This window comes from Spirosoma arboris, from assembly GCF_009754945.1.
Classification (GTDB): Bacteria; Bacteroidota; Bacteroidia; order Cytophagales; family Spirosomataceae; genus Spirosoma; species Spirosoma arboris.
This window is the reverse complement of record NZ_WPIN01000024.1, coordinates 100,702-126,457: the sequence shown is the minus strand read 5'-3', so window position 1 is coordinate 126,457 and position 25,756 is coordinate 100,702. Positions and strand designations below refer to the sequence as shown.

Annotated in this window: 14 protein-coding genes; 7 read left to right on the top strand and 7 right to left on the bottom strand. The window is 45.3% G+C overall.

From position 1 onward, the window contains the following. The 3 genes from GO755_RS36715 to GO755_RS36705 form a co-directional block, all read right to left on the bottom strand. A partial coding sequence (locus GO755_RS36715; protein ID WP_157590419.1) for a DUF11 domain-containing protein occupies positions 1-2,599 on the bottom strand: 2,599 nt, incomplete at its 3' end. 903 nt (positions 2,600-3,502) lie between these two features. Beyond that, a complete protein-coding gene (locus GO755_RS36710) occupies positions 3,503-8,944 on the bottom strand; it encodes an SdrD B-like domain-containing protein (protein WP_198175039.1) in 5,442 nt (1,813 codons plus the stop codon). Positions 8,945-9,441: 497 nt separating this feature from the next. After that, positions 9,442-10,617 carry a DUF11 domain-containing protein gene (locus GO755_RS36705; protein WP_157590417.1) on the bottom strand — a complete coding sequence of 392 codons (1,176 nt, stop codon included), beginning with the start codon at positions 10,615-10,617 and terminating at the stop codon, positions 9,442-9,444. Between the two features lie 433 nt (positions 10,618-11,050). Here GO755_RS36705 and GO755_RS36700 point away from each other — a divergent pair, with 433 nt between their 5' ends. From GO755_RS36700 to GO755_RS36675, 6 genes are all read left to right on the top strand, one after another. Next, complete coding sequence (locus GO755_RS36700; protein WP_227687233.1) at positions 11,051-12,514, top strand: arginine deiminase family protein; 1,464 nt, start codon at positions 11,051-11,053, stop codon at positions 12,512-12,514. Positions 12,515-12,575: 61 nt separating this feature from the next. Continuing rightward, a complete protein-coding gene (locus GO755_RS36695) occupies positions 12,576-12,929 on the top strand; it encodes a four helix bundle protein (protein WP_157590416.1) in 354 nt (117 codons plus the stop codon). 84 nt (positions 12,930-13,013) lie between these two features. Next, positions 13,014-13,943 carry a citrulline utilization hydrolase CtlX gene (gene ctlX, locus GO755_RS36690; protein WP_157590415.1) on the top strand — a complete coding sequence of 310 codons (930 nt, stop codon included), beginning with the start codon at positions 13,014-13,016 and terminating at the stop codon, positions 13,941-13,943. Positions 13,944-14,099: 156 nt separating this feature from the next. Further along, positions 14,100-14,564 carry a MarR family winged helix-turn-helix transcriptional regulator gene (locus GO755_RS36685; RefSeq protein WP_157590414.1) on the top strand — a complete coding sequence of 155 codons (465 nt, stop codon included), beginning with the start codon at positions 14,100-14,102 and terminating at the stop codon, positions 14,562-14,564. A gap of 47 nt (positions 14,565-14,611) precedes the next feature. Next, on the top strand, positions 14,612-14,836 hold the full coding sequence (locus GO755_RS36680; RefSeq protein WP_157590413.1) for a hypothetical protein: 225 nt from the start codon (positions 14,612-14,614) through the stop codon (positions 14,834-14,836). Positions 14,837-14,944: 108 nt separating this feature from the next. Then, positions 14,945-15,787, top strand: coding sequence for an SDR family NAD(P)-dependent oxidoreductase (locus GO755_RS36675; protein ID WP_157590412.1), 843 nt, complete (start codon positions 14,945-14,947; stop codon positions 15,785-15,787). A gap of 226 nt (positions 15,788-16,013) precedes the next feature. Here the strand turns inward: GO755_RS36675 and GO755_RS36670 are convergent, their stop codons facing one another. Beyond that, entirely contained in the window at positions 16,014-16,880 is an 867-nt protein-coding gene (locus GO755_RS36670) for a porin family protein (RefSeq protein WP_157590411.1), read from the bottom strand. 224 nt (positions 16,881-17,104) lie between these two features. Here GO755_RS36670 and GO755_RS36665 point away from each other — a divergent pair, with 224 nt between their 5' ends. After that, positions 17,105-17,818, top strand: coding sequence for an SDR family oxidoreductase (locus GO755_RS36665; RefSeq protein WP_157590410.1), 714 nt, complete (start codon positions 17,105-17,107; stop codon positions 17,816-17,818). An 89-nt stretch (positions 17,819-17,907) separates the two neighbouring features. Here GO755_RS36665 and GO755_RS36660 read toward each other — a convergent pair whose 3' ends face one another. From GO755_RS36660 to GO755_RS36650, 3 genes are all read right to left on the bottom strand, one after another. Next, complete coding sequence (locus GO755_RS36660; RefSeq protein ID WP_157590409.1) at positions 17,908-19,875, bottom strand: S8 family peptidase; 1,968 nt, start codon at positions 19,873-19,875, stop codon at positions 17,908-17,910. 117 nt (positions 19,876-19,992) lie between these two features. Continuing rightward, positions 19,993-21,471, bottom strand: coding sequence for a RagB/SusD family nutrient uptake outer membrane protein (locus GO755_RS36655; RefSeq protein ID WP_157590408.1), 1,479 nt, complete (start codon positions 21,469-21,471; stop codon positions 19,993-19,995). Positions 21,472-21,489: 18 nt separating this feature from the next. Further along, positions 21,490-24,672 (bottom strand): SusC/RagA family TonB-linked outer membrane protein, encoded by a 3,183-nt coding sequence (locus tag GO755_RS36650; RefSeq protein WP_157590407.1) that lies wholly within the window; start codon positions 24,670-24,672, stop codon positions 21,490-21,492. Positions 24,673-25,756: the final 1,084 nt, after the last annotated feature.

Genomic DNA, 25,756 nt, shown 5'->3' with positions numbered 1-25,756 from the left:
AATCGGTCAGAACAAGGGTCAACGAAGTCGTACCTGCAGTAATACTTTGACTGGTAGGCGGTACTCCTGGCAGACTGACGGTGAGTGTTCCCGCTGAGGCATTGGTGAGGCCAATGGCCACCGACACTGAATAGGTATTAGTGGAAGCTGCGCAGCTTCCCGCATTGGCTACCGCGCTGATGGAACAGACGGGGACCACTGAGCAGGAGGCCGGAGCAGTGTAGGTGATGCTGGCCGTTTGGCCCAGATAACTGACTGTTACGGTATGAGAGCCGGTTCCACTAGGTAAGCCACTCAGTGAATACGGGATCGAGGTGGCTCCTGCACTGACCGAAAGGGTGGTAGTCGTAGTCCCATCGGTGAGGGTGAGGCTTCCGGCTACGGCATTGGTCAGGCTAATGAGACCAGTCGTGTTATAGGTGTTGGTACCTGGAATGCAGACTCCTGGGTCGGTGACGGCCAATCCCACGCTGACACTACAAGATGCGGGAGCTGTGTAGGTCGTGCTGGTGGTTGAACAGCCCGGCAGACTGACCGTCACCGTATGGGAGGAGCCATCCGAGACTAAGCCTGTGAAGGTAGCCGTAAAGCTGGCTGAGCTGCCCTCGGTGGTGATGAAGGTGAGACTTTGTGGCCCATTGGAAATGGTGAGTGTACCTGTGATGGGATTGGTCAACTGGACCAGAGCTGTGGCGGAGTAAGTATTGGATAAGGGGTCACAAGTACTGGCCGTTGCCGAGCTGACCAGCGAACAGACAGGAGCCACTGAGCAGGAAGCCGGCGCGGTATAGGTGGTGCTGGCGGTCTGGCCCAGATAACTGACCGTCACGGTATGAGAGCCAGTTCCACTGGGTAAGCCACTTAGTGAATACGGCACCGAGGTAGCTCCTGTACTGATTGATAGAGTGGTGCTGGCTCCATCAGTAATCGTAGCAATTCCAGCTACGGCATTGGTCAGGCTAATGACACCCGAGGTGCTGTATGTATTAGTCTCAGGAATACAATCTCCTGGATTCATTTGAGCCAGACCTATGGAAATACTACAGGATGCGGGAGCGGTGTAGGTCGTGCTAGCAGTTGAACAGCCTGGTAGACTGACTATAACCGTGTGGTTAGTACCATCTGACATCAGGTTGTCGAAGATAGCGGTAAAGGTTGTTGAACTGCCTGCAGTAGTAGCAAACGTCAAACTCTTTGGACCATCACTGAGCGTTAGTGTTCCTGATGGTGGATTCGTCAAACTAATAAGGGCAGTTGTTGAGTAGGTACCGGTAATGGGGTCACATAAGCCAGGGTTTGCTGTGACACTTGCATTACAGCAAAGAGTTGGTAATAAAACCGCGGTAACATCGGTGTAGCAGCCAGAGGCATTATACACCCGAATAGTATATGATTGAGCTACTGCTGGATTAGCCAGCTTGTTTACAATCACTCCCCCGGCCGGAATAGCTTTAGCTGGACCCGATAAGGAAGCCGCTGGATTGAAATCAATACCTAACGAATATTGATAGGTGTAAACAGAGCGAAAATTACTTAGTACAATCTGGCCATTGGTCTGGATCGTATTGCCTACACAGGTGGCTGGTACGGCTATAGCCTGAAAAGTAGGAAGAGTGTCTTCCTCAACAATGAACGGACAACAGCTGAAATCAGGGCATTTTCCTGATACATTATCTACCGCCAGACTATAAGTACCGGGGGCAGTTATCGAAAGAACATTAGTCGTTTGATTGGTAATTTCCACATCGTCCTTGAACCATTTATAAGAGGAACGACCTGGAGAAGCCGTTAGCTGAATAATGTATGTATCTCCGGTACAGACCAGGAAGGGTACCGACGTACAAGCCGTAGCTGTATCACCCGCAATTGTTGCCTGATTGTACAGGATGCCCGAACTGTCTGCTTTGGCTTGATAAATTAAACTAAAACTCTGGTTTGCAGATAATGAAGCTACTTTCCAGGCGCTAATGGGTATACCCTGGGTTAGAGTTGTGCCGCTTGGAATAGTGGCGGAACCTGGTACGAAGGTGAGCCCGGTGGACATTGAATCCCTAACAACGACATCTGTTGCAGTATTACTACCCGTATTAGCTAGCACTAGCGTGTATGTCATTACACTCCCGATCTTGGCCTTTGCCTTATCGACTAGTTTGGTTAAGGTAAGTTGAGAACCAATAGGCTGACTACAGGAGCCGGGGGCAAGATAAGTCGCTGTAGACGTGCTGCAACCGGATAATGAGGCCGTTACAGTATGTGAATTTCCATTAGAAGCTAATCCTGTGAATAATGCTGTGAACGTAGTCGAGCTGGAGGCTGTGACCACCGAGGTCGTACTCTGGGCGCCATCAGTGACTGTTAATATACCTGCTGTAGGATTGGAGATTGTTACAATTGCCGTAGTGGAGTACGTATTGGCAGGAGCGACGCACTGCCCGGGATTAACTGTAATTTTAGTCGTACACTGTGCCCGAACGACCTGCCCTGCAAACAAGAGTAATAGCAATATGCTCAGAAAGCCTAATCTAGATAGACTTCTCTGCTGCAAATGATTACCAAAACTTGCCTGAAAAATGGATGGGCCAGTAATAAACGTGAACATATAGCTAAAGCTAGACGGTTGGTTGAGTAAAGAATTTGCTTTATACACAAATCCAAAACTGCCATAGCAAAGCGTGTGCCATATATGGAGGTATGTTATTTCAAAAAGGATTTATTTTTCATATTATGTATATTCAATATTGGTTAAAACTATATTTTATTCCAATTTTATTTATCTTTTTGTTTAAGAGTAAACAAAATTAATAACCCTATTTGTTTAATAAAAGTTACGTTTAAGTGATGTTAAACTACCCTACAGTAGGCCATTTAGCTCACATTCAGAAGCCGTTAAATTCAGGTAATTGAGGTTGTTTCTCGGCTGTAAACATGAAATTAGCAATAGTAAAATAGCTGGAAATTGCTCAAGTATAAAATGATTGCCTGATGAGATTTTATGGTGTAATGGCCTTTATAATTATAGATAGCTGTTGATTATGAGGTAGATATATTTTGGCTTAACGAGCTTATAGCCTATAGTTCAGAATTGTCGTTTTTGTATGAAACCTTTTTTGTCGATCTAACGACTAACCGTTCATAATTTAGTTGCTGTCCTTAATCTGGCTAACGATGGACGGTATGATTAGTGCATAGCTGAAAGTTCTGTGTAGGAATGATCACGTCAACTACAGAAGTAAACACAAAGCAGTATAAACCTTATCTGTAAGGTTGGACAGGACTCGATTTATTGGCTGAAAGACCTTTAATTTTTTTTGTAAAAATCACTGAAGAAAGAAAAATCTGTAATAATAGTACGGCGGAACACCAGTGTGATATGACCAGAAAGGACTTGTTTTTGCCTATTTGGTGACTTGTGCCGCTCGGAATCAAGCAGATCAACTGGACAATTGCCAATGATTAGTAACACTATCAGGGTACACAATTCGAGTGTACCCTGATAGTGTTACTAGTCTGAATTACTAATTCTGGGTGCATTTTTGGTTCGGCTAATCACATAAGGGACACACACCTCCGCCGGACAGTCACAAACCGAAGCCACCAACACCACCGTCTGCTCCGTGTAACAACCCGAACTACTGTACACCCGAATCGTGTAGGCCTGAGAAACCAACGGACTGGCTAGCTGGCTCACCAAAACCCCATCCACCGGGATCACCTGACGACCCCCTGACAAACTAGCTGCCTCACTGAAACTGCTGCCCAACGAATAAGCATAGGTAGCACCCGCCCGGAAGCCACTGAGCACTAGCTTGCCATTAGCCTGAACCACACTGCCTTGACAGGTGGCTGGTACGGCAATGGCCTGAAAAGCAAGCAGAGTATCTTCCTCAATAATGAATGGACAACAACTGAAATCGGGACATTGGCCTGCCACATTATCCACGGCCAGACTATAGGTGCCTGGTCCGGTTACCTGGAGTACATTAGTGGTTTGGCCGATGAGTTCCTGGTTATCCCTGAACCATTTGTAGGAGCTTCTTCCGGGAGCAGCTGTGAGTTGGAACTGGTAGGTATCTCCTGCACACATGACAAAGGGGATGGAGGTGCATACGATAGCGGCTTGTCCAGGCAGGGTTGTTTTGGCGTAGAGGATACCTGCGCTATCGGCTCTGGCCTGGGCCGTGATGGTGAACGATTGTCCTGGTTGAAGAGTCGGTATTGGCCAGGAGGTGGTTGTTGCTGATGTGAGGGAATTTGTTGAATTTGGCAGGTAGGTCAGTCCTGTGGTGGCGGAGTCGGTGAGGGTGATATTTTTGGCGATTGAGTTACCTGTATTAGTAAGGATGATGGTGTAGGTGAGGGTATCGCCGAGTTTAGCCTTCGACTTATCGACCGATTTAGTGAGGTATAAGCTTGGTGCTGGCGGTACAATACCTGCATCAACAGTAAGCTTTTGCTCCCCTGATGCCAGGGTGTAATAGGTCGTCTTACCCGTCACTACATCTGCATCACTGTTAGTTGCATCGGAGCCTAAATTGGTGCTGGTTAAGGTGTAACCCGTTGGCAGCGTCGTCTTATCAAATATGACGTAGTAAGTTCCAGAGCTGAGGCTGGTGAATAAATATTTACCATTGCTGTCTGTAGTTAGACTGGCAATAGGCGTCGTAGTGGATGAGTTGGGATTAAAGAGTTTAACGGTCACTCCCGCTACACCTGTTTCACCAGCATCCTGTTGGCCATTCCCATTCGTGTCGTACCAGACGTAATCACCGAGGCTGGCTAAAGGGCTCACTTCCGTACACGAGCCAGGAGCTGTATAAGTTAGAGTTGTACTTGAGCAGCCAGGCAGTGATATAGTGACAACATGACTAGCTCCATCGGAAGGTATTCCATTGAAAATAGCCGGAGCAGTGGTTGTCCCCAAAGAGGCAGGTACTACGAACGTAACACTGCGGGCGCCATCCGTAACGGTCAGCGTGCCCGCTGTCGGATTGGTCATTGTTACCAATACTGTCGTTGAGGAGGTGTTCGTAGATGTAGCACATATGCCGGGTTTGGCTATTGCACTGAGTGAGCAAACGGGCGTCACGGAACAACTGGTGGGTGCTGGGTAAGATGCGTTAATACTACCGCAACCTGGAAGGCTTACCGTTACGATATGATTGACTCCATCAGACACTAAACCATTGAAAATAGCCGTGAACGTGTTTTGACTTAGTGCAGTGGTACTAAATGTAAGCGTTTGATTTCCTGTACTGACGGTAACGGTTCCGCCTGTAGCTGGATTTTTGACCGTCACGACAGCGGTGGCTGAATACAGGTTCGTTGCTGACGCACATATCCCCGCCGATACGATAGCACTCAAACTACAAACTGGTGCTATTGAACAGGAAGTAGGTGCGGTATAGGTAGTTGTAGTACTGCTACAACCGGGCAAAGTGGCTGTCACAATATGCGTTGATGCGTCGGAAATCAAGCCGGTGAAAGCAACCGCAAAGGTGGCCGAACTGCTCGCTGTGGTAATAAAGGTGGCACTCTGTGGCCCATCAGTAATGGTCATCGTGCCTGCCGTTGGGTTAGTTAACTGAACCACCGCTGTGGCTGAATAGGTATTGGTAGCGATGGCACAGACGCCTGCCGTTGCGGAGGCTATTATTGAACAGACGGGCGCTACCGAGCAGGAGTTTGGTGCTGTGTAAGTGGTTGTGGTGGTGCCACAGCCTGGTAATGAGGCTGTAATAGTATGATTCGCGCCATTGGAAACGATATTGGCTAGTGTCGCGGTAAATGAGGCACTGCTTCCAGCAATAGTGGCAAAAGTCAGACTGGCTGGCCCGTCCGTAACGGTCAGTATGCCTGTAGTTGGATTAGTCAGCGTGACGACAGTGACTGTAGTGAACGTATTGGTCGCGCTCTGGCATATGCTCTGTGTAGACGTCGCACTCAAACTACAGACGGGCGTCACTGAGCAAGAGCCAGGTGCAGTGAATGTAGCTGTCGCAGATCCACAACCTGGTAAACTGATGGTAGCTGTATGAGTAGCTCCATCAGAGGTAAGTCCGGCGAATACAGCTGTAAAGGAACCCGTATTGGCTGCTATTGTCTGACTGATGGGTGCCGAGCCGGGTAGACTTACCATAAGCGTACCGGTAGTACTATTGGTTAGGTTGACGACTACCGATGCTGAGTAGGTATTAGTAGCAATAGCACATTGCCCCGCTGTTGCCGATGCTATTATTGAACAGACGGGTGCTACTGAGCAGGAGCCTGGCGCTGTGTAGATATAACTAACGGGCGAACAGGCGCTATTCGAATAGCTGGCTGTAACGGTATAAGTTTGCCCATTGCTAACCAGACCTGAGTAACTAAAGGACCCCGATGCATTGCCTGCTGGCAAAGTGAGACTTCGGGGAGTAAAGGCTGATGAGCCGATTGTCAATGTGCCACTAAGGGGTACGTTGGTAGTGGTAATGGTTCCCGACAGCACATAGGCATTGGTCGCCGATTGGCAGAAACTCGGTGTAACGATCAGGCTCAGACCGCAGGGAGCTACTGTACAACTCAAAGGGGCTGTATACGTAATACTGGCCGTTTGGCTGTTGTAACTGACGGTAACCGTATGTGAACCTGTACCGCTAATCAAACCTGTTAGAGCATAGGGTATCGAAGTCGCTCCTGCACTCACCGGCACAACCACAGTAACGCTACCATCAGAAATAGTAGCTGTGCCAGCAATGGCATTGGTCAGGGCAAGGCTTCCTGCAACATTATAGTGGTTTGTGGCCAGATTACACTCATCTGGATTGGCCGTTATCGTTAGAGGTTGTGGTACAAAACCTGCATCGTAGGAAAAGTTATTCTCTCCCGATTGGCCCAACGTGAAACTAATGACACCGGCTGCATTGGGGTCAGTATCGATATTATTAGTATTGGTTCCAGTGGCAGAATTAGGCTTGCTGCTGAGGCTAGCAGCGCTCACACTAACCGGAAAACTGAGCGTATAAACACCTCCACTGACCAGGCCAGTCAAACTGTAAACGAACCCTGTGGTGTTGGAAAAACTAGTTGAATTAGAGAAATAATATTCCCCCACTGCATTGGTTGTTACACTGACGCTACCGGTTATTCCAGGGCCGCTTAATGTAACCTTTACGCCCGCCAGAGGTGTTTCCCCAGGGTCTTGAATGCCATTATTGTTTGTATCAAGCCAGACGCGGTTACCAATTGCAATGGGCGCTGGATTACAAAGGGCTTTTATAACTCCCAGACCATTGGTCTTACCATAAGTTATGCCGTTATCGGTACCTGAATTATAAATTTGAGCCCGTCTGTCGCTTACGCCTGTTACATTATTGAACCAGCCGAATCCACCTGTAAAGACATCAAATGGATCTATCATTGTAACAACAGTATGGTTTATGCCTGGAATTGACAATGCGCTACCCATAATCGTCTCCGTGTGCGTAGTGACATAGTTTTCCTCGAAATAAAATTCGCCGGATGGAGCTGTGTAGGTCGTACTGGTAGGTGTACCTGGCCCTTGCCCGTTATTAGCCCCGGCACTTTTTAAGGAGCCAACTGTGCCATTGTTTTCCAATACCCAACTGCTGCCATTATAATGCGCACGTAATATATCACCACCAATGTAGCCGCTATAAAGTGTAGGATTGTCGCTTTCATCGGTCGTGTTTCTTTGCTTATAGCCTAGTTGATGCCCCCCCCGATCTGTAAACCCTAAGATCATATCACCGTTATCCGCAAAACTGATATCGGATAAAATGGGCTGAGGCCTTGCTATTCGTATACCTGCACTAGCTAAAATACCTGTGTGCATTTGGCTAAATTGAGTTGCCCAGGGCTCCCAGTTTCCTCCTATGCCCGCATCGCCCGTATGGATTAGTCCTTTACTATAATTTAATCTGAAACTAAATATTGCTGCGGCAGGGATGGTGGTCGCGCCTTCATCCATCGCGTAAATATGAGCATAAAGGTCACTGGCAGATCCGCCATTTTCACCCGTACAAACTACGCCTATATACACTTTCCCGTTGTTTACACCCAGACCAAAGGGGCGGGCAACACTATTAGTGCATCCAGGGTCGGGCAGGGCGATAAACGTTAAGTCAGATGCTGTCAGAGATGCTGAAGATGAAACGGGATTGCTTATATGTAGAGCGAGTAGTCGGCGATTGAAAAGATCCGTTGCATATAATGTTCCACCGTCGCTGGAAAGGGCTAATCCCCCCAATCCTGCTGCACCCACCAGACTGAACGATAAAGGGTCTGTACTTGGCGTGGTTCCAGAAGCTGGTAAAGTACGGCCTGTTAGCCCTGCTGCGCCAAGATCAAGATTAAATGGCGCATTTTCCAAGTCTACGTAAAGAGATGTTGTTGGGGTATCTGTTGCGGTAGTAACATAAATGCCACCCAAACCTGCGGGACCCAGGCCCACATGTCGCTTTAAAAAGGCCGCTGTAAATAGCTTTTTAGTTTCTCGTTGGTAGGCCGCTCCCCATACACTTCCCATTGCGTCGGCCGTTGCTAATGTAGTTTCGGCTATGCCAGTGCCAACGGCTAAATAAGGAATGTTAACCAGAACAGGAGTGGCTGCAATAGAAGACCCATCAGGCAGTGGATCGCCACTAACATAGCACGGTACGATTAAAGGAGGGACAGGTTGACAGTAGTCGAGTGAAGCACTGATTCCAAAATTAATACCTGAATTACCACCACTTACAAACTGTATTGATGTGCCTGTACCGTTGTTTGAATGAAATCCATCATTGAAGTAATCTAAGCCGCCAGGAATTATAAATTCCACTCGATAGCTATTGGTATTGCCTACTGTGAGGGTATAACTCCCTAATGAAGTTGCCAGCGTGCTACTGCTTGTAGAGGTTACGGCTACACCGTTGGCGTTATAGGCGGTAATGATTATGTCTCCCACACCTGGTTCCCCGTACGCGTAAGTACCCGAGGCTGGTAGACTAGTATAAACACCGTCGCTGTTGAAATCGCGGAAAACCGTACCCGTTATTGTCTGTCCAAAACTTGTTAGTGTTCCTGAGGCTGTTATGAAAACTATGAGTAAAAAGAATTTTAAAAAAATCTTTTTAGATGTACACATATTCGAACAATCTATCGGCTTTAATTACTAGAGACTAGCTACATAGCTAGTCAAAGGGAATGCCGAATAGATCGTATATATATATAGTATTAGCTATTATTGGATTTGTACAGATTTGGTATCTTAAAATTTACCAATCTAGAATTACGTTAGTATATATTTTATCTGTCAAAATATATGCCAAGCAATAGTATATATTAATAGTCATTTATATCTTTAAAATTGAATTAATGTAATTTTTGTTTGATTTCAACTTGTTTGAATAACTTATTAGTAGTATTATATAATTAATTTACATATAAAAAAGTAGCGCAAGATTACTTGGTAGTACTAATTCTGGGTGCTTTTTTGGTTCGGCTAATTACATAAGGGACACACACCTCCGCCGGACAGTCACAAACCGAAGCCACCAACACCACCGTCTGCTCCGTGTAACAACCCGAACTACTGTACACCCGAATCGTGTAAGCCTGAGAAACCAACGGACTGGCCAGCTGGCTCACCAAAACCCCATCCACCGGGATCACCTGACGACCCCCTGACAAACTAGCTGCCTCACTGAAACTGCTGCCCAACGAATAAGCATAGGTAGCACCCGCCCGGAAGCCACTGAGCACTAGCTTGCCATTAGCCTGAACCACATTGCTTTGACAGGTGGCGGGCAGGGCCACTGCCTGGAAGGAAGGCAGACTATCCTCTTCGACGATGAAGGGGCAACAACTGAAATCGGGACATTGGCCTGAGACATTATCCACGGCCAGACTATAAGTGCCGGGTCCGGTGACCAGGAGCACATTAGTGGTTTGACCGATGAGTTCCTGGTTATCCCTGAACCATTTGTAGGAGCTTCTTCCGGGAGCAGCTGTGAGTTGGAACTGGTAGGTATCTCCTGCACACATGACAAAGGGGATGGAGGTGCATACGATAGCGGCTTGTCCAGGCAGGGTTGTTTTGGCGTAGAGGATGCCTGCGCTATCGGCTCTGGCCTGGGCCGTGATGGTGACTGACTGTCCTGGGTTGAGGGAGGAGATTGTCCAGGAGGTTGTCGTTGCTGATGTTAGGGAATTTGTGGGTGGGATATTTGTTGAATTTGGCAGGTAGGTTAGTCCCGTGGTGGTGGAGTCGGTGAGGGTAATATTTTTGGCGATTGTGGTCCCTGTATTGGTGAGGATAATGGTGTAGGTGAGAGTATCGCCGAGTTTAGCTTTGGACTTATTGACCGATTTAGTGATAGTGAGTGTGGCGTTGGACTCCGCTGGGGCCAGGGTTATAGATTGAGCGCTGCTTGTAATAAGATCAGTAGCTTCAGAACCACTTTGTTCTCCATAACTATAGATTTCAGAAGCTGGTATCCTCGTGTAAGCACTATCCTCGTTAAAGTCCTGATAAACTGTTCCTGTAACTGCCTGCCCTATTACTGGTAATGAACTCGCTATAAAGCCTATAACCAGAAGTAATAGCCAGTTAATTCTTATTGCAAAAAGAATGGGCATATGCGCTTGATTTGTAGATGTATAAATACAGCCATGGGCTAGTCAAATAATATGCCGCTTGCTATATACTAGTTTTAAAAGTGTTACAAAACATATTCTTTATACATTAAAAGTGATTTAGTTATATTTTTTATTTATAAATTTCAATTTATTTGTATCGTGTCAATTTGTATACCAATGATTACTACTACGTTTAATAAAGAGTATATAATCATGTTTCCAGATAAGAAATAATACTTTATTTGTAGATACAATATAAAACTTGATAGAGCTAATAGATTATTAGGGAAAAGAATTTATAAAATAGCGATAAAATAGACCCATTTCATTTCCATTATCAATCCCGTACCTTGCAATCTCGACTCGTAGCAAAAATACGGATTAAGGTTTATCTATGAGTAACGAAACAAAATCCAACTATCTGGAACGTTCGATGACAGCTATGCCTATCTATTCGGATACACATCATATTAATGTTTCTTCTGAAATAGGAACGCTTAAACGTTTATTAATTCATAGCCCAGATCGGGGACTAGGTAAGGTTGTCCCGTCAAAAGCGCAGGATTGGCTTTTTGAAGACATCGTTCACCTGGATATGATGCGCCGGGATGAATACGATTATTATGTTAAGATTCTACTCTATTTTTTAGATCCTGATAAGGTTCAGGGTAAAGTAGCTATGCTTGGTCCTGATTCAGACCGATCATTTTTTAAGCCCGATCACAAAGACTACTTTAATTCAGACAGAGTTATTGACATTCAGTCACTTTTAGGGGATATTTTGATTGACGAAGCTATTCGTATTCGCCTGATTGCCGCTATTTGTGGTATCGAACGAACGTCGTTTCGTACGCAGCAGCAACTGAGTCAATATGAACCGATCGAATTGGCTAAGATTATGATTTCAGGCTCATTACCCGATCTGACGATGCTGTTCGCTCCCTTACCGAATTTTATTTTTACGCGCGACATTGGCATTGTTATCAATGATCATATCCTGCTTAATAAACCGGCTAAACTCGCTCGCACTCGCGAAGCCCTACTGGCGCAATACATTTTCTTTCATCACCCGTTATTTGCTGATTATCAAGATAAAATTATTGAAATTCCAGATAATGAACATGCCTTTTTACTCCCCGATGCTGACATTAACCGCGACGTAACTCGTTCGACTCTCGAAGGTGGGGATGTAATGATGATTGCAAAACGGCACCTAATTGTCGGCGTCAGCGAGCGCACTACCTTATATGCAGCACAGCAGGTAATGCGGTTAGTGTTCAGCAAAAACCTAGTTGATAAAGTAACAGTTATTAAAATTCCGAAGAAGCGGGATTACATGCATATCGATACGGTATTTACCCAGGTAAAGCGTAATGTATGGGTACTATTGGGAGCGTTGGCACGAACCGGTGATGAAGCTAAAAAACGGGATGTTATTCATTTCTTTGCTCCGAAAGATGTATCGGAAGATCTGAAAATTCTGCAATTCATTAAGGGGCTGGAACACAAACCTATCGAAATCGAGAACTTAGAGGACTTATTGGCGGACATCAGTAAAAATGACCTCGGTGCTACTGAGTCTGTACAGTTTATCTATTCAGGAAACAACGAATTTCCATTTGGCGCACGTGAACAGTGGACCGACTCGTGTAATCTGCTAGCGCTGAAAGATGGCGTAGTAATAGGGTACGATCGGAACGAAAAAACGGCTGATGCTTTCCGGGCCGCTGGTTTTGAGGTGATCGCTGCCGCCAAGCTACTGGCACGATTCGAGCAAGGGCAATCGTCTCCTGAAACAATCGAAAATACGTTTATTATGCTCCCTTCTGCTGAGTTAAGCCGGGCAAGAGGAGGATCTCACTGCATGAGTTTACCGTTGTTGCGAGAGGAGATATAAAGAAGTTGTAAGGGAGTAAGTTGTAAGTGTGTAAGTTTGTATATGATTTTAGTGATGAAGTATGTTAGTAAAACGATTTGAAGATTTATTGATCTGGCAGAAAGGTCAGGACTTGGCTGTTTTGGTTTATGAAACATATCGCGACAATCGTGATTGGGGATTCAGAGATCAGATTTGTCGGGCTTCTGTATCTATTTCCAATAATATTGCAGAAGGATTTGACCGAGGGAGCAACACAGATTTTCTTCGCTTCTTAAACTATTCTCGTACCTCATCCAATGAAGTGAAATCAATGAGCTATCTGGCTTATCGATTAGACTATATTGACGTAGAAAAGCGTAATGAATTTATACGCGCAACAGAAGAGTTATCTAAAATGATTCTTGGATTGATGCGGACATTAAACAATTATTAATTGACGCTTTAGTGCTAATTTACTCTCCTATTGGCATTGTAGATTACTTACTCCCTTACAACTTATTCCCTTACTACTACTTTCATGCAATCTCAGGCTACTTCCCATATTTTAATGATTCGCCCTGTTCGTTTTGGGTTTAACGAGCAAACGGCAGAATCCAACGCCTTTCAGGATAGTCAACTGGCTGCGCAAACGAAGGATATAGCCCAGGAAGACGCTCAGAGAGAATTCGATGAAATGGCCCGGCAATTGCAGGCCATCGGTATCGATGTGATGGTATACGATGATACCGTTGAACCCTATACACCCGATTCTATTTTCCCAAATAACTGGGTTTCTTTTCATGCAAGCGGTCGAGTAGTACTCTATCCAATGCAGGCCGAAAACCGTCGGCTCGAACGTCGTCAGGACATTATCGACAATCTTGCCAAGCGTTTTCATGTCGATAAAATTATCGATTTAACTCACTTTGAGAATGAAGGCAAGTTTCTGGAAGGCACCGGGAGCCTGGTGCTGGATCGCATGAACCGCGTTGCCTTTGCCAGCCTGTCGCCCCGAACTCACCCAGATGTGTTGGCTGAATTTAGCCGTCAGACGGGCTATCGGACTGTGTCGTTCCATTCGGCAGATGCCAATGGAAAGGCTGTTTATCATACCAACGTAGTCATGTGTATTGCTGAGTCATGTGCTGTAGTATGCCTGGCTGCCATCAGCGATCCTGACGAACGGCTTACGGTTCGTCAGGAACTGGAAAGCATGAATAAACGCGTGATTGAAATTTCGCTGGAGCAAATGGCCAGTTTTGCAGGTAATATGTTGATGGTCAAGACCGAAAAAGGTCAGAAACTATTGGTCATGTCTACACGTGCATTTGAATCACTGACGCCAAAGCAGATCGACCAGTTAGATGATTACGCAACCCTCCTTCATTTTGATCTATCGATGATTGAAGGTAATGGAGGAGGATCAGCCCGCTGCATGATGGCAGAAGTACATCTACCGAGAAAATAAAAAAGTTGTAAGAGAATAAGTCATCAAGTTGTAAGAATAACATTTATAGTCGCCTTACTTACAACTTGATGACTTACTCCCTTACAACTTTTTAAAATATTGTTTGCACATACAAATATCGTTGTATACCTTTGTTCTAACAATTGGGAAAGACTTATGAATAGCCAGGAAGTTGCCGTAGCTGAAGAAACTAAGTTAAACTCACGTTACAGTGCCTGTCTACTGTTTTCGGCCAATGCACTAGCTCGAGCTATTACTGCTATTGGTGACGAAGAATTTGGTCGCTTTGGGATGTGTTACTCGCATGCATACATGTTGTGCGAAGTAGTGGCCCAACCGGGTATAACTCCTTCAGAGTTAAGCGAAACCCTGTGTCTTACTCCATCGACGATTACTCGATTGGTAGAAAAATTAGAGCAGAAACGGTTCGTTCGTCGGGAATCGGAAGGTAAACGAACATTAATTTATCCAACCGCCGAGGGCGAAGCGATTCAACCCGAAATTTCTCAGGCATGGGATCGGGTAGGCGTCCGTTATTCGCAGGTTATCGGCGAAACGAATGTTTGCCAGTTGACTCAACAGATCGTTAAGGCGACGAAGGCGCTGGGAGAACCAGTTTAAAAAATTTATTAAAAAATTTGTTTGCACATACAATAAACTCGAAGGCCATGAAAAACAACGAAACCACAGTAGGAATAGTAGCAGGTAACGTAACTGAAACCACTAAAAGCATTTGCCGATCGTTGGCTGAAAAGGGTATTTCGGCTATTGTTATGCAAAAAGAAATACGCAAGCCCGAGGTGGTTGAAACTGCCGCAGGAGAGGACCAACACAATTGGTCTGGTCAACCGGGAAAAGATCTGTTTTTCAACGGTTGGAAACTGTTGTTTTGATTTGTGAGCATGTGGAGTAGTTGAAGTGAGTGAAGGAAGTGTAATGAGGTCAGGACTATTAGACTCACTACACCTTCTTCACTCACTTCACTTTTTATAGTACTATACATGAAAACCGTATTGATTACAGGGGCGAACGCCGGTATTGGATTGGCAACAGCAAAGGCGATGGCACGGCGTGGATTCAATCTGATCCTACTGTGTCGTAATAAAGAAAAAGGGCGGGAAGCGCTCGCTATTCTAAAACGGATTAATCCGGCCGTAACCGTCGAACTTTTTCTTGCTGACCTGAGCGATATTGACTCAGTACGTCAGGTCGCTCAACAGATCAGCCGTGCGCATTCGAAGTTAGATGTTCTTATCAACAATGCTGGCTACTCGCCCAACAGAATTGAGTTTATTAACAACATTGAGAAATCGTTCTACGCCAACCATATCGGCCCTTTTGTACTGACTTATTACTTAATGGATTTGCTCAAAGCGGCTGGTGAAGCTCGTATTATTAACCTATCATCGGCAGCTTATTCGTTAGGCAATGCATCCCGTTTTTTCAAGCGCAATGGAAACCTGTCCATTATGGCTGCTTATGGTGATGGTAAACTGGCCAATATATTATTTACCAAAGAGTTAGCTAAACGATATACTGATTCTGGGATTACTGCCTATGCCGTACATCCCGGTGTAGTCAACACCGGTTTTGGTAGCAATTTTGCGGGCGCGCTGGGGTTTATGATGACTCTGGCAAGACCGTTTATGCGTACTCCTGAACGGGGAGCTGAAACATCAGTCTATCTGGCAACGTCTCCATTGACAAGCCTGATCAGGAAAAACGGACAAGACGGTGGGTCAGGTGGCTTTTTTGCTGATTCACGGCCTAAATCAATAAGACACAGCGATATTACCATCAAGCAGGCTGCTGAGTTGTGGGCCAAGAGTTTAGCTTTTGTGTAGGCCAAAGTTCATTATTCCCGTAATTACTACCAGTAAAAGCAACGAAAGTAGTCGCCAATAAATACTTCTTTTTTCGCTATTCGACTATGTCATATTTGGGAAAAATTTGTTCCACAAGACCCCGTTAGTCACCCGTACTGGCCACTGAGAAGAGAGGAAACAAAAATGGCGACACCCAAGTGGTTGTCGCCATTCTAAAAACCCACTCTATGAGAAAGTTATTTTATTATCGGCTTCCAAGCGGGAATATATAACCCAGCGTTCCCTGCCCGAAGATTTCCTTAGAATCTGTACTGAAGCCATTGTCTACATTCCCTAATGGATATAGACCACGAACCTCAAGAGTAACATGGCCAGGCCCTGCTTTTATGGCTGCTCCAAGACCCGCTCCTGCCCCAAAGCCAAATCGACCCGGTTTGCCATCCAGTGATTCTTTTTTCCCGTTTGTACTGGCGCTCATCGCATAAGTTGCATAAGGGCCTACATTCAGAAAGAAGCGATTTCCAGCGTAGGTACCCGTCGATAGTTTTAGAAATAGAGGCACTTCAAGGCCATCTACAGCCTGGGTATAGGTGCCAAAATCAGTTACTTTGGTGCTATAACGGGTATAATTAACTTCGGGTTGAAACGAAACATGGCCTGCTCCGAAGTTAAATGTCAAACCGCCTACAAAGCCAATGGCCGGATCGAAGCCTGGTTGAGTTTCTGTAAAAACTGGATAAGTAACTCCTGCCCGAATCCCAATCCGAGTGCCAGATGTTCCACTACTTGCCACGACTCGTTGTGGTCGGTTTGCCGTTTCAGTTGGTTGAGCAGGCGTGGCTGTTACAGATGGTTGTTGAGATGCTTGTTTCGTTGTGGGCTTATTTGTAGAACGCTGCTGATCGACGCGGTTAGCTGTAGAGGCAGGAGCAGGTGCTTTGACTGGGGTAACTGTACTGGGCTTTTTAGTAATTCCGTGATATTGATCGTAGAGTTCCTGCTGACGATTCGGCGAAGTAGTTGACGATGAGCCAGTAGCAGACCCCGTTTGAGCGAATGCCCAACTGACAGATAAGAGAATAAGAGCCAAAACAGAATAAAATGATTTCATTATAAGCGGTTGATAAAATCACTAAGTAAGAATAGCTGCTAAACTACTAAATTTCATAGGAGCACTTAGGAAACGGTCAATCAGTTGAGGATACGGTTGATTTCTGCAAACATTTTCAGGCTATAGAGATTTAATGTAGTGAGTGGAGTAGGAGTTATCGGCTAACCCTACTTTACCTGGTACACCCACTACACGAATTTCACTAATACACGAACGAACGGCTCATGAAAACTCACCACCAGCGTACAGCTCTGATTACTGGGGCTAATAAAGGAATAGGTAAAGAAATTGCCAGGCAACTTGCTCAGCGCGGCTTTGCCGTATTTATTGGTGCCCGTGATATGGCCAAAGGTCGCGAAGCTTCTGAAGAATTATGCCAGGCTGGCTACGAAGTCACCTGTATACACCTTGATGTAACAGATCCTGTCAGCATCCGAACAGCCTGTGGCACGTTTTCGCAAAAAGCAGATCACTTAGATGTGCTTGTTAATAATGCGGGTGTTCTGGAAGATCATGGCGAAGATATTCTGAACCTAAACACCGAAATGCTCGACCGAACCCTAAAAGCCAATGTGACAGGTCCCATCTTAGTGATTCAGGATTTCCTGGAGCATCTACAAAAAAGCAAATCTGGTGCACGCATCATCAATGTATCGAGCGGAGCGGGTGCCCTTAACGATATGACGACCTATGCACCAGCCTATAGTATCTCAAAAACAGCGCTTAATGCCGTAACGAGGCAATTTGCTGGAGCACTCAGAGGAGAGAATATCGCGGTTAACTGCGTTGATCCGGGCTGGGTCCGCACCGATATGGGCGGTTCTAATGCCAGTCGACCCGTTGAAAAAGGCGCCGAAACCATCGTTTGGCTAGCGACCGAAGCTCCTCAATCAGAAACAGGTAAATTCTGGCACGATAAGAAAGAGGTTGATTGGTGACCAGGATTACACTGATTTATGAATTTACAGAATTTGCTATTGCTCCAAAGTAAAATCCTGATGAAAACAAAATCCCGAAAATCCATAAATCAGTGTAATCCTGGTTCAGACAGAATCATTTTCACCGCTTCATATGCATTCAGCAACCCACCCGACCGGCTCAGGCTTTTAAAGGGTACCTGCTGCATTGAGCGACCTGGTTTTCGTACCAGAACATCAGGTTGATAGCTGCTTTTCATCAGAATATTTCTAACCTGAACTGCTGTTAATTTCGGGAAATAAGAACGTAGTAGGGCGGCTACACCGGCTGTCATTGGCGATGCCATGCTGGTTCCCGATAAACTGGCGTAGCGATTGTGCGGCAGGGTTGATAAGATAGCGGTGCCAGGGGCGAAGAGATCAACTGTCTGCACACCATAATTTGACGAACGACTAGGGAGGTCGTTGCCAATGCGCCAGGTACTATTGCCAACAACCAGCACGTTTTGTGCAATTTGCCCATTCTCATACCTTGCCGACGGATACGCTGGTAGTGAATCGTAGTTTTCGCCATTGTTGCCAGCGGCATGAACAATAAGAACATCATGCTCTTCCGCAAATCGGATAGCGGCATCGACCTGCTCCTTAAATGGCGACAATCGTTTGCCAAAGCTCATATTAATTACCTTGGCTCCGTTTTCAACAGCGTAACGAATGCCATTGGCAACATCTTTATCCCGCTCGTCGCCGTTGGACGGAACAACTGATATAGGCATGATCCGCACATTGTCGGCCACTCCGTCAATACCCCGTCCGTTGCCGCGTTTGGCTGCAATAATACCCGCCACGTGGCTTCCGTGCATCGCCAATTGCTGCGACTGACCAATCAGCATGTTGGGGCTTCCATAGTAGCGCTCATTCAGATTAGCCGGATCATCACCAACCGATTTCCGTGGGTTATAATCGGGGTTGTAAGCCATATCGGCCTCACCGCCCATAGCTTGCCGGAAACGCGTCCAGTTTTTGCGGACGAGACCGATGTATGAATTAAATGAGCCATATTGTGGTAAATAGGCATCCGCCAAAATGCTTCTGACGGCAATCGCTACAGAATCTGTCCCAAAATCAACCATGCGAATAGCGATCGACGACGTGACTGTATCCGATAATTTGGCTTGAATTTGTTGAGCTATTCGCCAGAATTGCGTGGTATCGGCAAAAGCCAGATAGGTAGGATGGCTGGCCCGATAACGTTGTAAAAATTGTTTTTTAGCTGTCAGGTAAGTATTGTACTGGCGTCTGTCGGTTGGTTTGACGGTAGCGGGGTCAACTTTATCGTATTTGTTTCTCAGAATAACATAGGTCTGAGTTATTTCCGGCTGATCATATTCGTAGGTTGTGCCATCCTTTGCACCCATGAAATTCCAGCCGCTAATATCGTCTGTATAGCCATTTTTATCGTCGTCAATGTTATTGCCAGCTGTTTCTTTGGGGTTTACCCAGATAACATCCCGTAAATCTTCATGAGTAATGTCGACCCCAGAATCCAGCACGCCCACAATGACCGGAACCGACCTCCGATCTTTTAGTAAATCATAGGCCTTATACAAGCTAATACCCGCTACCGAGTCGCTTTTGGGGTCGAGATAAGGCCAGTTACGTGGAGGCTGATTTGGGTCAGGGCGTAGACGAGTAAATGCTATTTTTGATGTAAATACCTGTTTGCGATCCAGACAATTATCATTAATTGGCTGCAAAAGAAACCCTTCGCCATTGTTGATATAAGCAAGTTTGTACAAGCCCAGCGCATTACTTCCACAGGAAATTTGGCCGGTAATTTTTTGAATAAAGAGCGTATCACCTACCTGTTCATAGCGCATTGTTTCTAGAAGTCTATTATCGGCTTCGGCCCTGATCGCCAATGTATCGTTGCCAAAATTTAGCAAAACCTGCACCGCATTCGGGGCTAATAGACTCCCTTTCCAGCGTGTAGCGCGAATAGGTAACTGGGCCTGAGAGACAGTTAGCAGGAAGCAATAAAGCGGTATGAATAGCAATATGATTTTCCGTGAATTCATAATCAATGGCGGTAGCAATCCTCTAAAATACGTATTTCTGACCAGTAACTGATCTACATACAAAAAGAGGCTACCTCTTTCGAGACAGCCTCTTTTTGTAAACTCCAATCTATCGAATTAATTATCCGTAGCCAGGGTATTCAACGCTAATTCTGACGCAGAAATTGGCCAGATATAGTTTGTTTCAGTAGCTGCTTTAGCAGGCACCGTTCCTTTAGCCGGAATCGTTTGAAGCAGGCGCATCAGGTCGTTGTTACGCAGGCCTTCTCCTAGGAATTCGATTCTACGCTCCAGCAAAATGGCATTGGCCAGATCGGCAGAGGTGGCAAAGTTAGCTGCTGTAAATGTAGTTGCCGCATCAGACCGGTTACGCACTGCATTCAACAGCGCAACAGCCTGATCGTCTACTGTATTCGCGCTGCGAACTTTGGCTTCTGCCAGATTCAACAATACTTCTGAGTAGCGAATGACAGGTACCCAATCCGTATAAGGGCTGGCTGTTTTATACTTAACCAACCAGTTTTTTACAGTTGCACCCGTACCCGACTGCTTGATGAAAGACCGTCGTTTATCGGCTGCCGTCCAGGTTGGTTCAGCAATGATACCCTTCGGATTCAGTGAATATTCACCATTACCAATACCACCGTTTGCTACGTTAGGCGAATAATAGTACGCCAACTGATTCTGTGTGCCAGGAAAATCGCCCGTAGTAGAGGTCATCGGCATCGAGAAAATTGATTCCGAGTTAGCGTACGTTGTGAACACAGTTGTAATATCTGGTTGCAACTGATTCGCTACACCAGTAGATGCTTTGAACGGAGCTGTAGCGCTCACAATTTTATTCGCTTCCGTAATAACACTAGCGTAATTCTGCATGCTCAAATACACCCGTGTTTTTAACGCAATGGCCGTATTCTTATGCGCCCGTGTTGTATTGTCAGAAGCAGCCGTGTAGGTAGCTGGTAGGCCTGTTTCGGCATCGTTCAAATCTTTCAGGATTTGTGCATACACCTCAGCAACTGTGCTACGCGCCAGATTCGATTGACCAACACCCTTGATTCCGTTCAAACGGAGCGGGACACCCGGTTTGCTACCGTTACCATCCGCATAAGGACGGGCATAATATTGTAGCAAGCTGTAGTAACTCAGCGCCCGGATCAGTTTGGCTTCAGCAATATATTTGGCAGAAGCATCAGCACCAACAACCGTAGTACCACCAGCAGCCATACCATCAATAAAGATGTTGCATCGGTTGATGGCCAGATAGGCGTAGTACCAGGTGTTCACAACAGCTGTAGCACTGTTGGTCGCATTTAGGCCCCACACATCTGAGCCGGTAACCAGGTTCGAGAGTTCGTTAATGAATTCTTCTCCCCGTATATCGCCATAAATCACATAGCGACCACCGTAGAAGTTACCATCTTTCAGTCCACCATACAACGACAGAAGCTGAGTTTGTACACGAGTTGTGGTACTAAATGCCGACGCATCAGATACTGCCGTCTGCGGAATTGGAGTCAGTAAGTCTCTATTGCAGGAACTAGCCCCCAGCAGAGTCAAACCAACGACAAGTGAATATTTTAACGTATTTTTCATGTGTTTCTTTTTTCTTGATTAGAAGCCAGCTCTTAGACCAACAGTGATTGTACGGGCATTGCCGATCGTATTTCTGTCGACACCTTGTCCACTTGTGCTGGACGATCCGTTCGACGATACTTCTGGATCAGGACCAGGATATTTCGTCAGGATACCTAAGTTCTGACCACTTACGTACAGACGTAGGTTGGTCATTTTAGCCTTCGCCAACAAAGATGCTGGAAGCGTGTAACCGAACGTAACCGAACGAACTTTCAGGAAATCTCCTTTGAATACGTTGATATCCATTGGGAAAGATGAACCGTTAGATACGTTATCATTGAATACTGGCTTAGCATATTTTTTGCCCGTATCACCTTCTTTCTGCCAGGCATCGGTCAGAACATCAGTTGCATTATTCCAGAAACGTTGGTCATGTAAACCAGCGTTTGTGCCATAATAAACCGAGAAACCAAGTTGGTAAGTAAGCAGAACACCCAGATCAAAGTTTTTGAATTTGAAGTTGTTATCAAACCCGCCGTATACTTTGGGGTTCACGTTTGCATACATAACCGCATCGCTTGCCTGCGTAATCGAATTGCCGCCCGTTGGACTTGTATATTTGGTCATGCCATCTGGCGTAGTCGAGTAGTTGTATTGGCCCGAAGGAGCATAATACTGGTAGTATACGTTTTGACCGGCCGAGTTAACGAAAATCCGTTTGCCCGTTGCTGGATCAACACCGTTTGTACGAACTACCCACAACTGACCTAGCGAATAACCTGGGGCGGTTTGGTTTACAGTTTCCAGACTTGACGTGGTCGTTTGAAGTACGCTCAGTCCAGGAGCCAGTGCTGTTACTTCGTTTTTATTGAAGGTTATGTTGAAGTTCGAGCTCCATTGGAAACTTTTTGTGTTAACAACCCGGGCATTGAGCGAAATCTCAAGACCTTTGTTGTACATCTTTCCAACGTTCTGAGGAGGATATGCAACGCCCGACAATGTACCTGGAATACCCGTAGACGGAGACTGAGCTACGTTCAGGATCAGGTTGTCAATGTCATTTTTGTAGTAGGCTATCTCACCTGTAATCCGGTTGTTGAACAGACCAAAGTTGATACCAACGTCGGTTTTTGTACTGGTTTCCCATTTAAGTGATGGGTTACCCACAACCGAGAAATACAGCGTTGACGCACCACCATATAAACCAGAATTATAGAGCGAGTAAGGCGAATAGTCGTTGATGCTACCAATGTTCCCTACTTTACCATAGCTACCGCGAATCTTGAAGCTGCTGAAGATGTTATCCAGCGAGGCAGATTTCCAGAAACCTTCCTGAGCAATTTCCCAACCAGCAGATACGCCGTAGAACGTCCCTTTTTTCTGACCTAAAGCAGAAAATTCATCCTGACGCAGGTTACCACTCAAGAAATATTTCTCTTTGTAGTTATAGTTCAGACGGCCAAATGCTGATAATAAATAATTCTCACTATAAGCAAGGCTAGAAGGGTTGTTCGTAACAAAACCAGCCTGAATGACGGTGTAGTTCGGATCAGACAACGTCTGACGATTCAAGCCATAGCCAAGCGTAGTTGTTCGTTGTTGTTCCTGACCCACCAGTAAATTGAAATTGTGAACACCATTAAATGACTTCTCAAACTGCGCGGTGTTTGTCCACAACCAGGTTTTTAACTTACGGAAGCTGCTGGTGGCATTACCCCCCGAGCTGTAGCCATCGCTTGAAATAGGCGACTGGAACAGATCGTTGTCGGCTAGCAGGTAATCAATACCATAGGTGCTTCGCAGCGTGATCCAGCTAAGTGGCTTAAACTGAATATACGCATTCGACTGGATGTGGTTGTTCTCCGTATTTGACCGGTTCTGATCCAGCATAGGCAACGGGTTTGGGTAAGAGATCGATGTACCCGCTACGTTGGCGGCAGAGCCGATAGCCGAACCGTTCAAATTGTATGTACCATCGTTATTGTATGGAGCGAGGATTGGAGGCAATACAAGGCCCACACGACCCAAACCAGCTGTATTATACGCTTCACCATTCAATGAGCCCGATGTACCAGCAGACAGGTTTTGCTCATTCGAGATCGCTATTTTGCCACCAATGGTGAATAGCTTGCTGATCTTGCTATCTACATTGAACAGAGCATTCATCCGGTTAAAATCATTTCTCTGGAGAACACCCTTCTGGTTCGTGTAGCCAACCGAGAAATAGTAGTTTGTATTCTCGCTACCACCCGAAATGTTCAGGTTATGGCTATGCGAAACACCCTGCCGGTAAATGTAATCATACCATTTGGTGTCGATCGGATTACCATTGGCATCATTGGTTTGCGTAAACTTCACCGCAGTGGCAGTTGGGTTGTTAGCAGCCGCCATTGTTTTAAAGTTAATGTACTGGCTGGCATTCAACATTTCTGGTAAGCGGTAGGTATTTGAAAAACCAACCCAACCATCATAGTTCACGCGAATTTTACCAGCCTTACCCCGTTTGGTTGTGATGAAAACAACACCGTTAGCAGCACGACTACCATAGATGGCCGTAGCAGCGGCATCCTTAGCCACGTCCATGCTTTCGATATCATTTGGGTTAATGCTTGCCAGTGGGTTAGAAGGCGCATTTGTATTCCCCTGATCGCCCGTGAAGGTAGGCACACCATCGACAACGATTAATGGATAAGAACTCAGCGAAATAGAGTTTGTACCCCGAATCCGGAAAACCGGTGGGTTGTTCAAGATACCATTAGGAACCGTGATCTGAACACCCGCTGATCGACCTGCTAAGCCTGACTCAAAGCTTTGAATAGGCATCTGGGCAATGGTAGCCCCTTTAACTGAAGCGATACTTCCGGTAGCATCCTGACGGGTCTGCGTACCGTAACCGATTACGACTACCTCATTCAGTTGTTGTGAATCACCCTTTAAACCGACGTTGATAGTCGATCGTCCACTAACAGCAGCCTCCTGCGACGTGTAGCCAATAAAACTAAATACTAACGTGCTATTAGCAGATGCAGTTATGCGATAATTACCCTGTGCATCGGTGTTTGTACCCCGATTGGCACCTTTTACCTGTACAGTCACCCCTGGTAGGATCGACCCGTCGTCTGATGAAGTAACTTGGCCGCTTACGACTACATCCTGTGCTAAAACAGGAACGCAGAACAATAAGGAAAGAAGCCAACTTCCAAATAAAATTTTCTTCATTTGTAAGTAGAGATTAATTTATACTAAACGTCCCAAAAATTGGGAAACAAAGTTAACGTATAGAATACGAAATGCCACTATTTTTCTGAAAGGTTTTTTTGTAATATTCTAATAAAGTCCTCTGTTGAGGCCACTTCACAAGGTAGCTGTTTCAGAATAACTAAGTTTTTAATGATCAGCTACAAGGAAATGGCTAAATAGCTACTTGTAGTTATATAGACTCAAAATAATTTTGATCGTTATACGGACTATAGATCACTATTAATCAGTATGTTCACCCTAGTATAGTTTGCCTATATAGACTGAGTATTTATACTTAATTGTCTAACTTTCAGCTATCTATTTGCTGCTTTACGGAAAATGAAGACGCCGTGTGAGAGTCAGATGAGAAAATAAATAAGAGTTTATATACTCAGCGCATTGCGCTGGAACGTCTAAACTTATATGGTAATTATATGTCGAAAAATTCAGCTATGTCAAGATATAAATAGTATTATATGGTATGATGCAATATAAAATATTGAATATTTAATAAATATTGAAATTTATTTATTTTTAAGTAAATTGTATAATTCCGTGAAACTACTCAGTAAATTTTTCAATAAAAAACTTGCGCTTTACCCTTATTACATTGTTTGTAAAAGCAGTGAAAAAATAGCTGAGTTTATCCTATAAATGGTTAATAATAGGTGAGAATGTATCCGATTTTTCTAGCGAATGTGTTTAGACAAAAACAGCAATCTGGCACGCCAGATTGCTGTTTTTGTGAATACTACTATGAAGCGTATAGCTCGTCAAAAACTGATTAATACCCCGTATTTTGGGCTAATCTGCTTGTTGGCATCCAGTTCAACCTAAGGAATCGGATTGACCCGCCGATAGTCGCCAGCGGCTGCGGTTCGTGCCGATGCCGGATACTGATCGTAATATCCAACTCAGGATCGAAAGGTAAATTCTTGTCGAAAGATATAAAAACGCGCCTGGGACAGTTTTGCCTTGCCGATAATTGATTACGGCAGATCGTACGATAACGTTACTGTAGCTATTGCCTCTTATACTACAAGTGACAATAACTACAGGCCAA

Bases quoted from the DNA above. Each gene is read 5' to 3' on its own strand.
- GO755_RS36705 (WP_157590417.1), bottom strand. From the start codon at position 10,617: ATGCCCATTCTTTTTGCAATAAGAATTAACTGGCTATTACTTCTGGTT.
- GO755_RS36700 (WP_227687233.1), top strand. From the start codon at position 11,051: ATGACAGCTATGCCTATCTATTCGGATACACATCATATTAATGTTTCT.
- GO755_RS36695 (WP_157590416.1), top strand. From the start codon at position 12,576: ATGTTAGTAAAACGATTTGAAGATTTATTGATCTGGCAGAAAGGTCAG.
- ctlX (WP_157590415.1), top strand. From the start codon at position 13,014: ATGCAATCTCAGGCTACTTCCCATATTTTAATGATTCGCCCTGTTCGT.
- GO755_RS36685 (WP_157590414.1), top strand. From the start codon at position 14,100: ATGAATAGCCAGGAAGTTGCCGTAGCTGAAGAAACTAAGTTAAACTCA.
- GO755_RS36680 (WP_157590413.1), top strand. From the start codon at position 14,612: ATGAAAAACAACGAAACCACAGTAGGAATAGTAGCAGGTAACGTAACT.
- GO755_RS36675 (WP_157590412.1), top strand. From the start codon at position 14,945: ATGAAAACCGTATTGATTACAGGGGCGAACGCCGGTATTGGATTGGCA.
- GO755_RS36670 (WP_157590411.1), bottom strand. From the start codon at position 16,880: ATGAAATCATTTTATTCTGTTTTGGCTCTTATTCTCTTATCTGTCAGT.
- GO755_RS36665 (WP_157590410.1), top strand. From the start codon at position 17,105: ATGAAAACTCACCACCAGCGTACAGCTCTGATTACTGGGGCTAATAAA.
- GO755_RS36660 (WP_157590409.1), bottom strand. From the start codon at position 19,875: ATGAATTCACGGAAAATCATATTGCTATTCATACCGCTTTATTGCTTC.
- GO755_RS36655 (WP_157590408.1), bottom strand. From the start codon at position 21,471: ATGAAAAATACGTTAAAATATTCACTTGTCGTTGGTTTGACTCTGCTG.
- GO755_RS36650 (WP_157590407.1), bottom strand. From the start codon at position 24,672: ATGAAGAAAATTTTATTTGGAAGTTGGCTTCTTTCCTTATTGTTCTGC.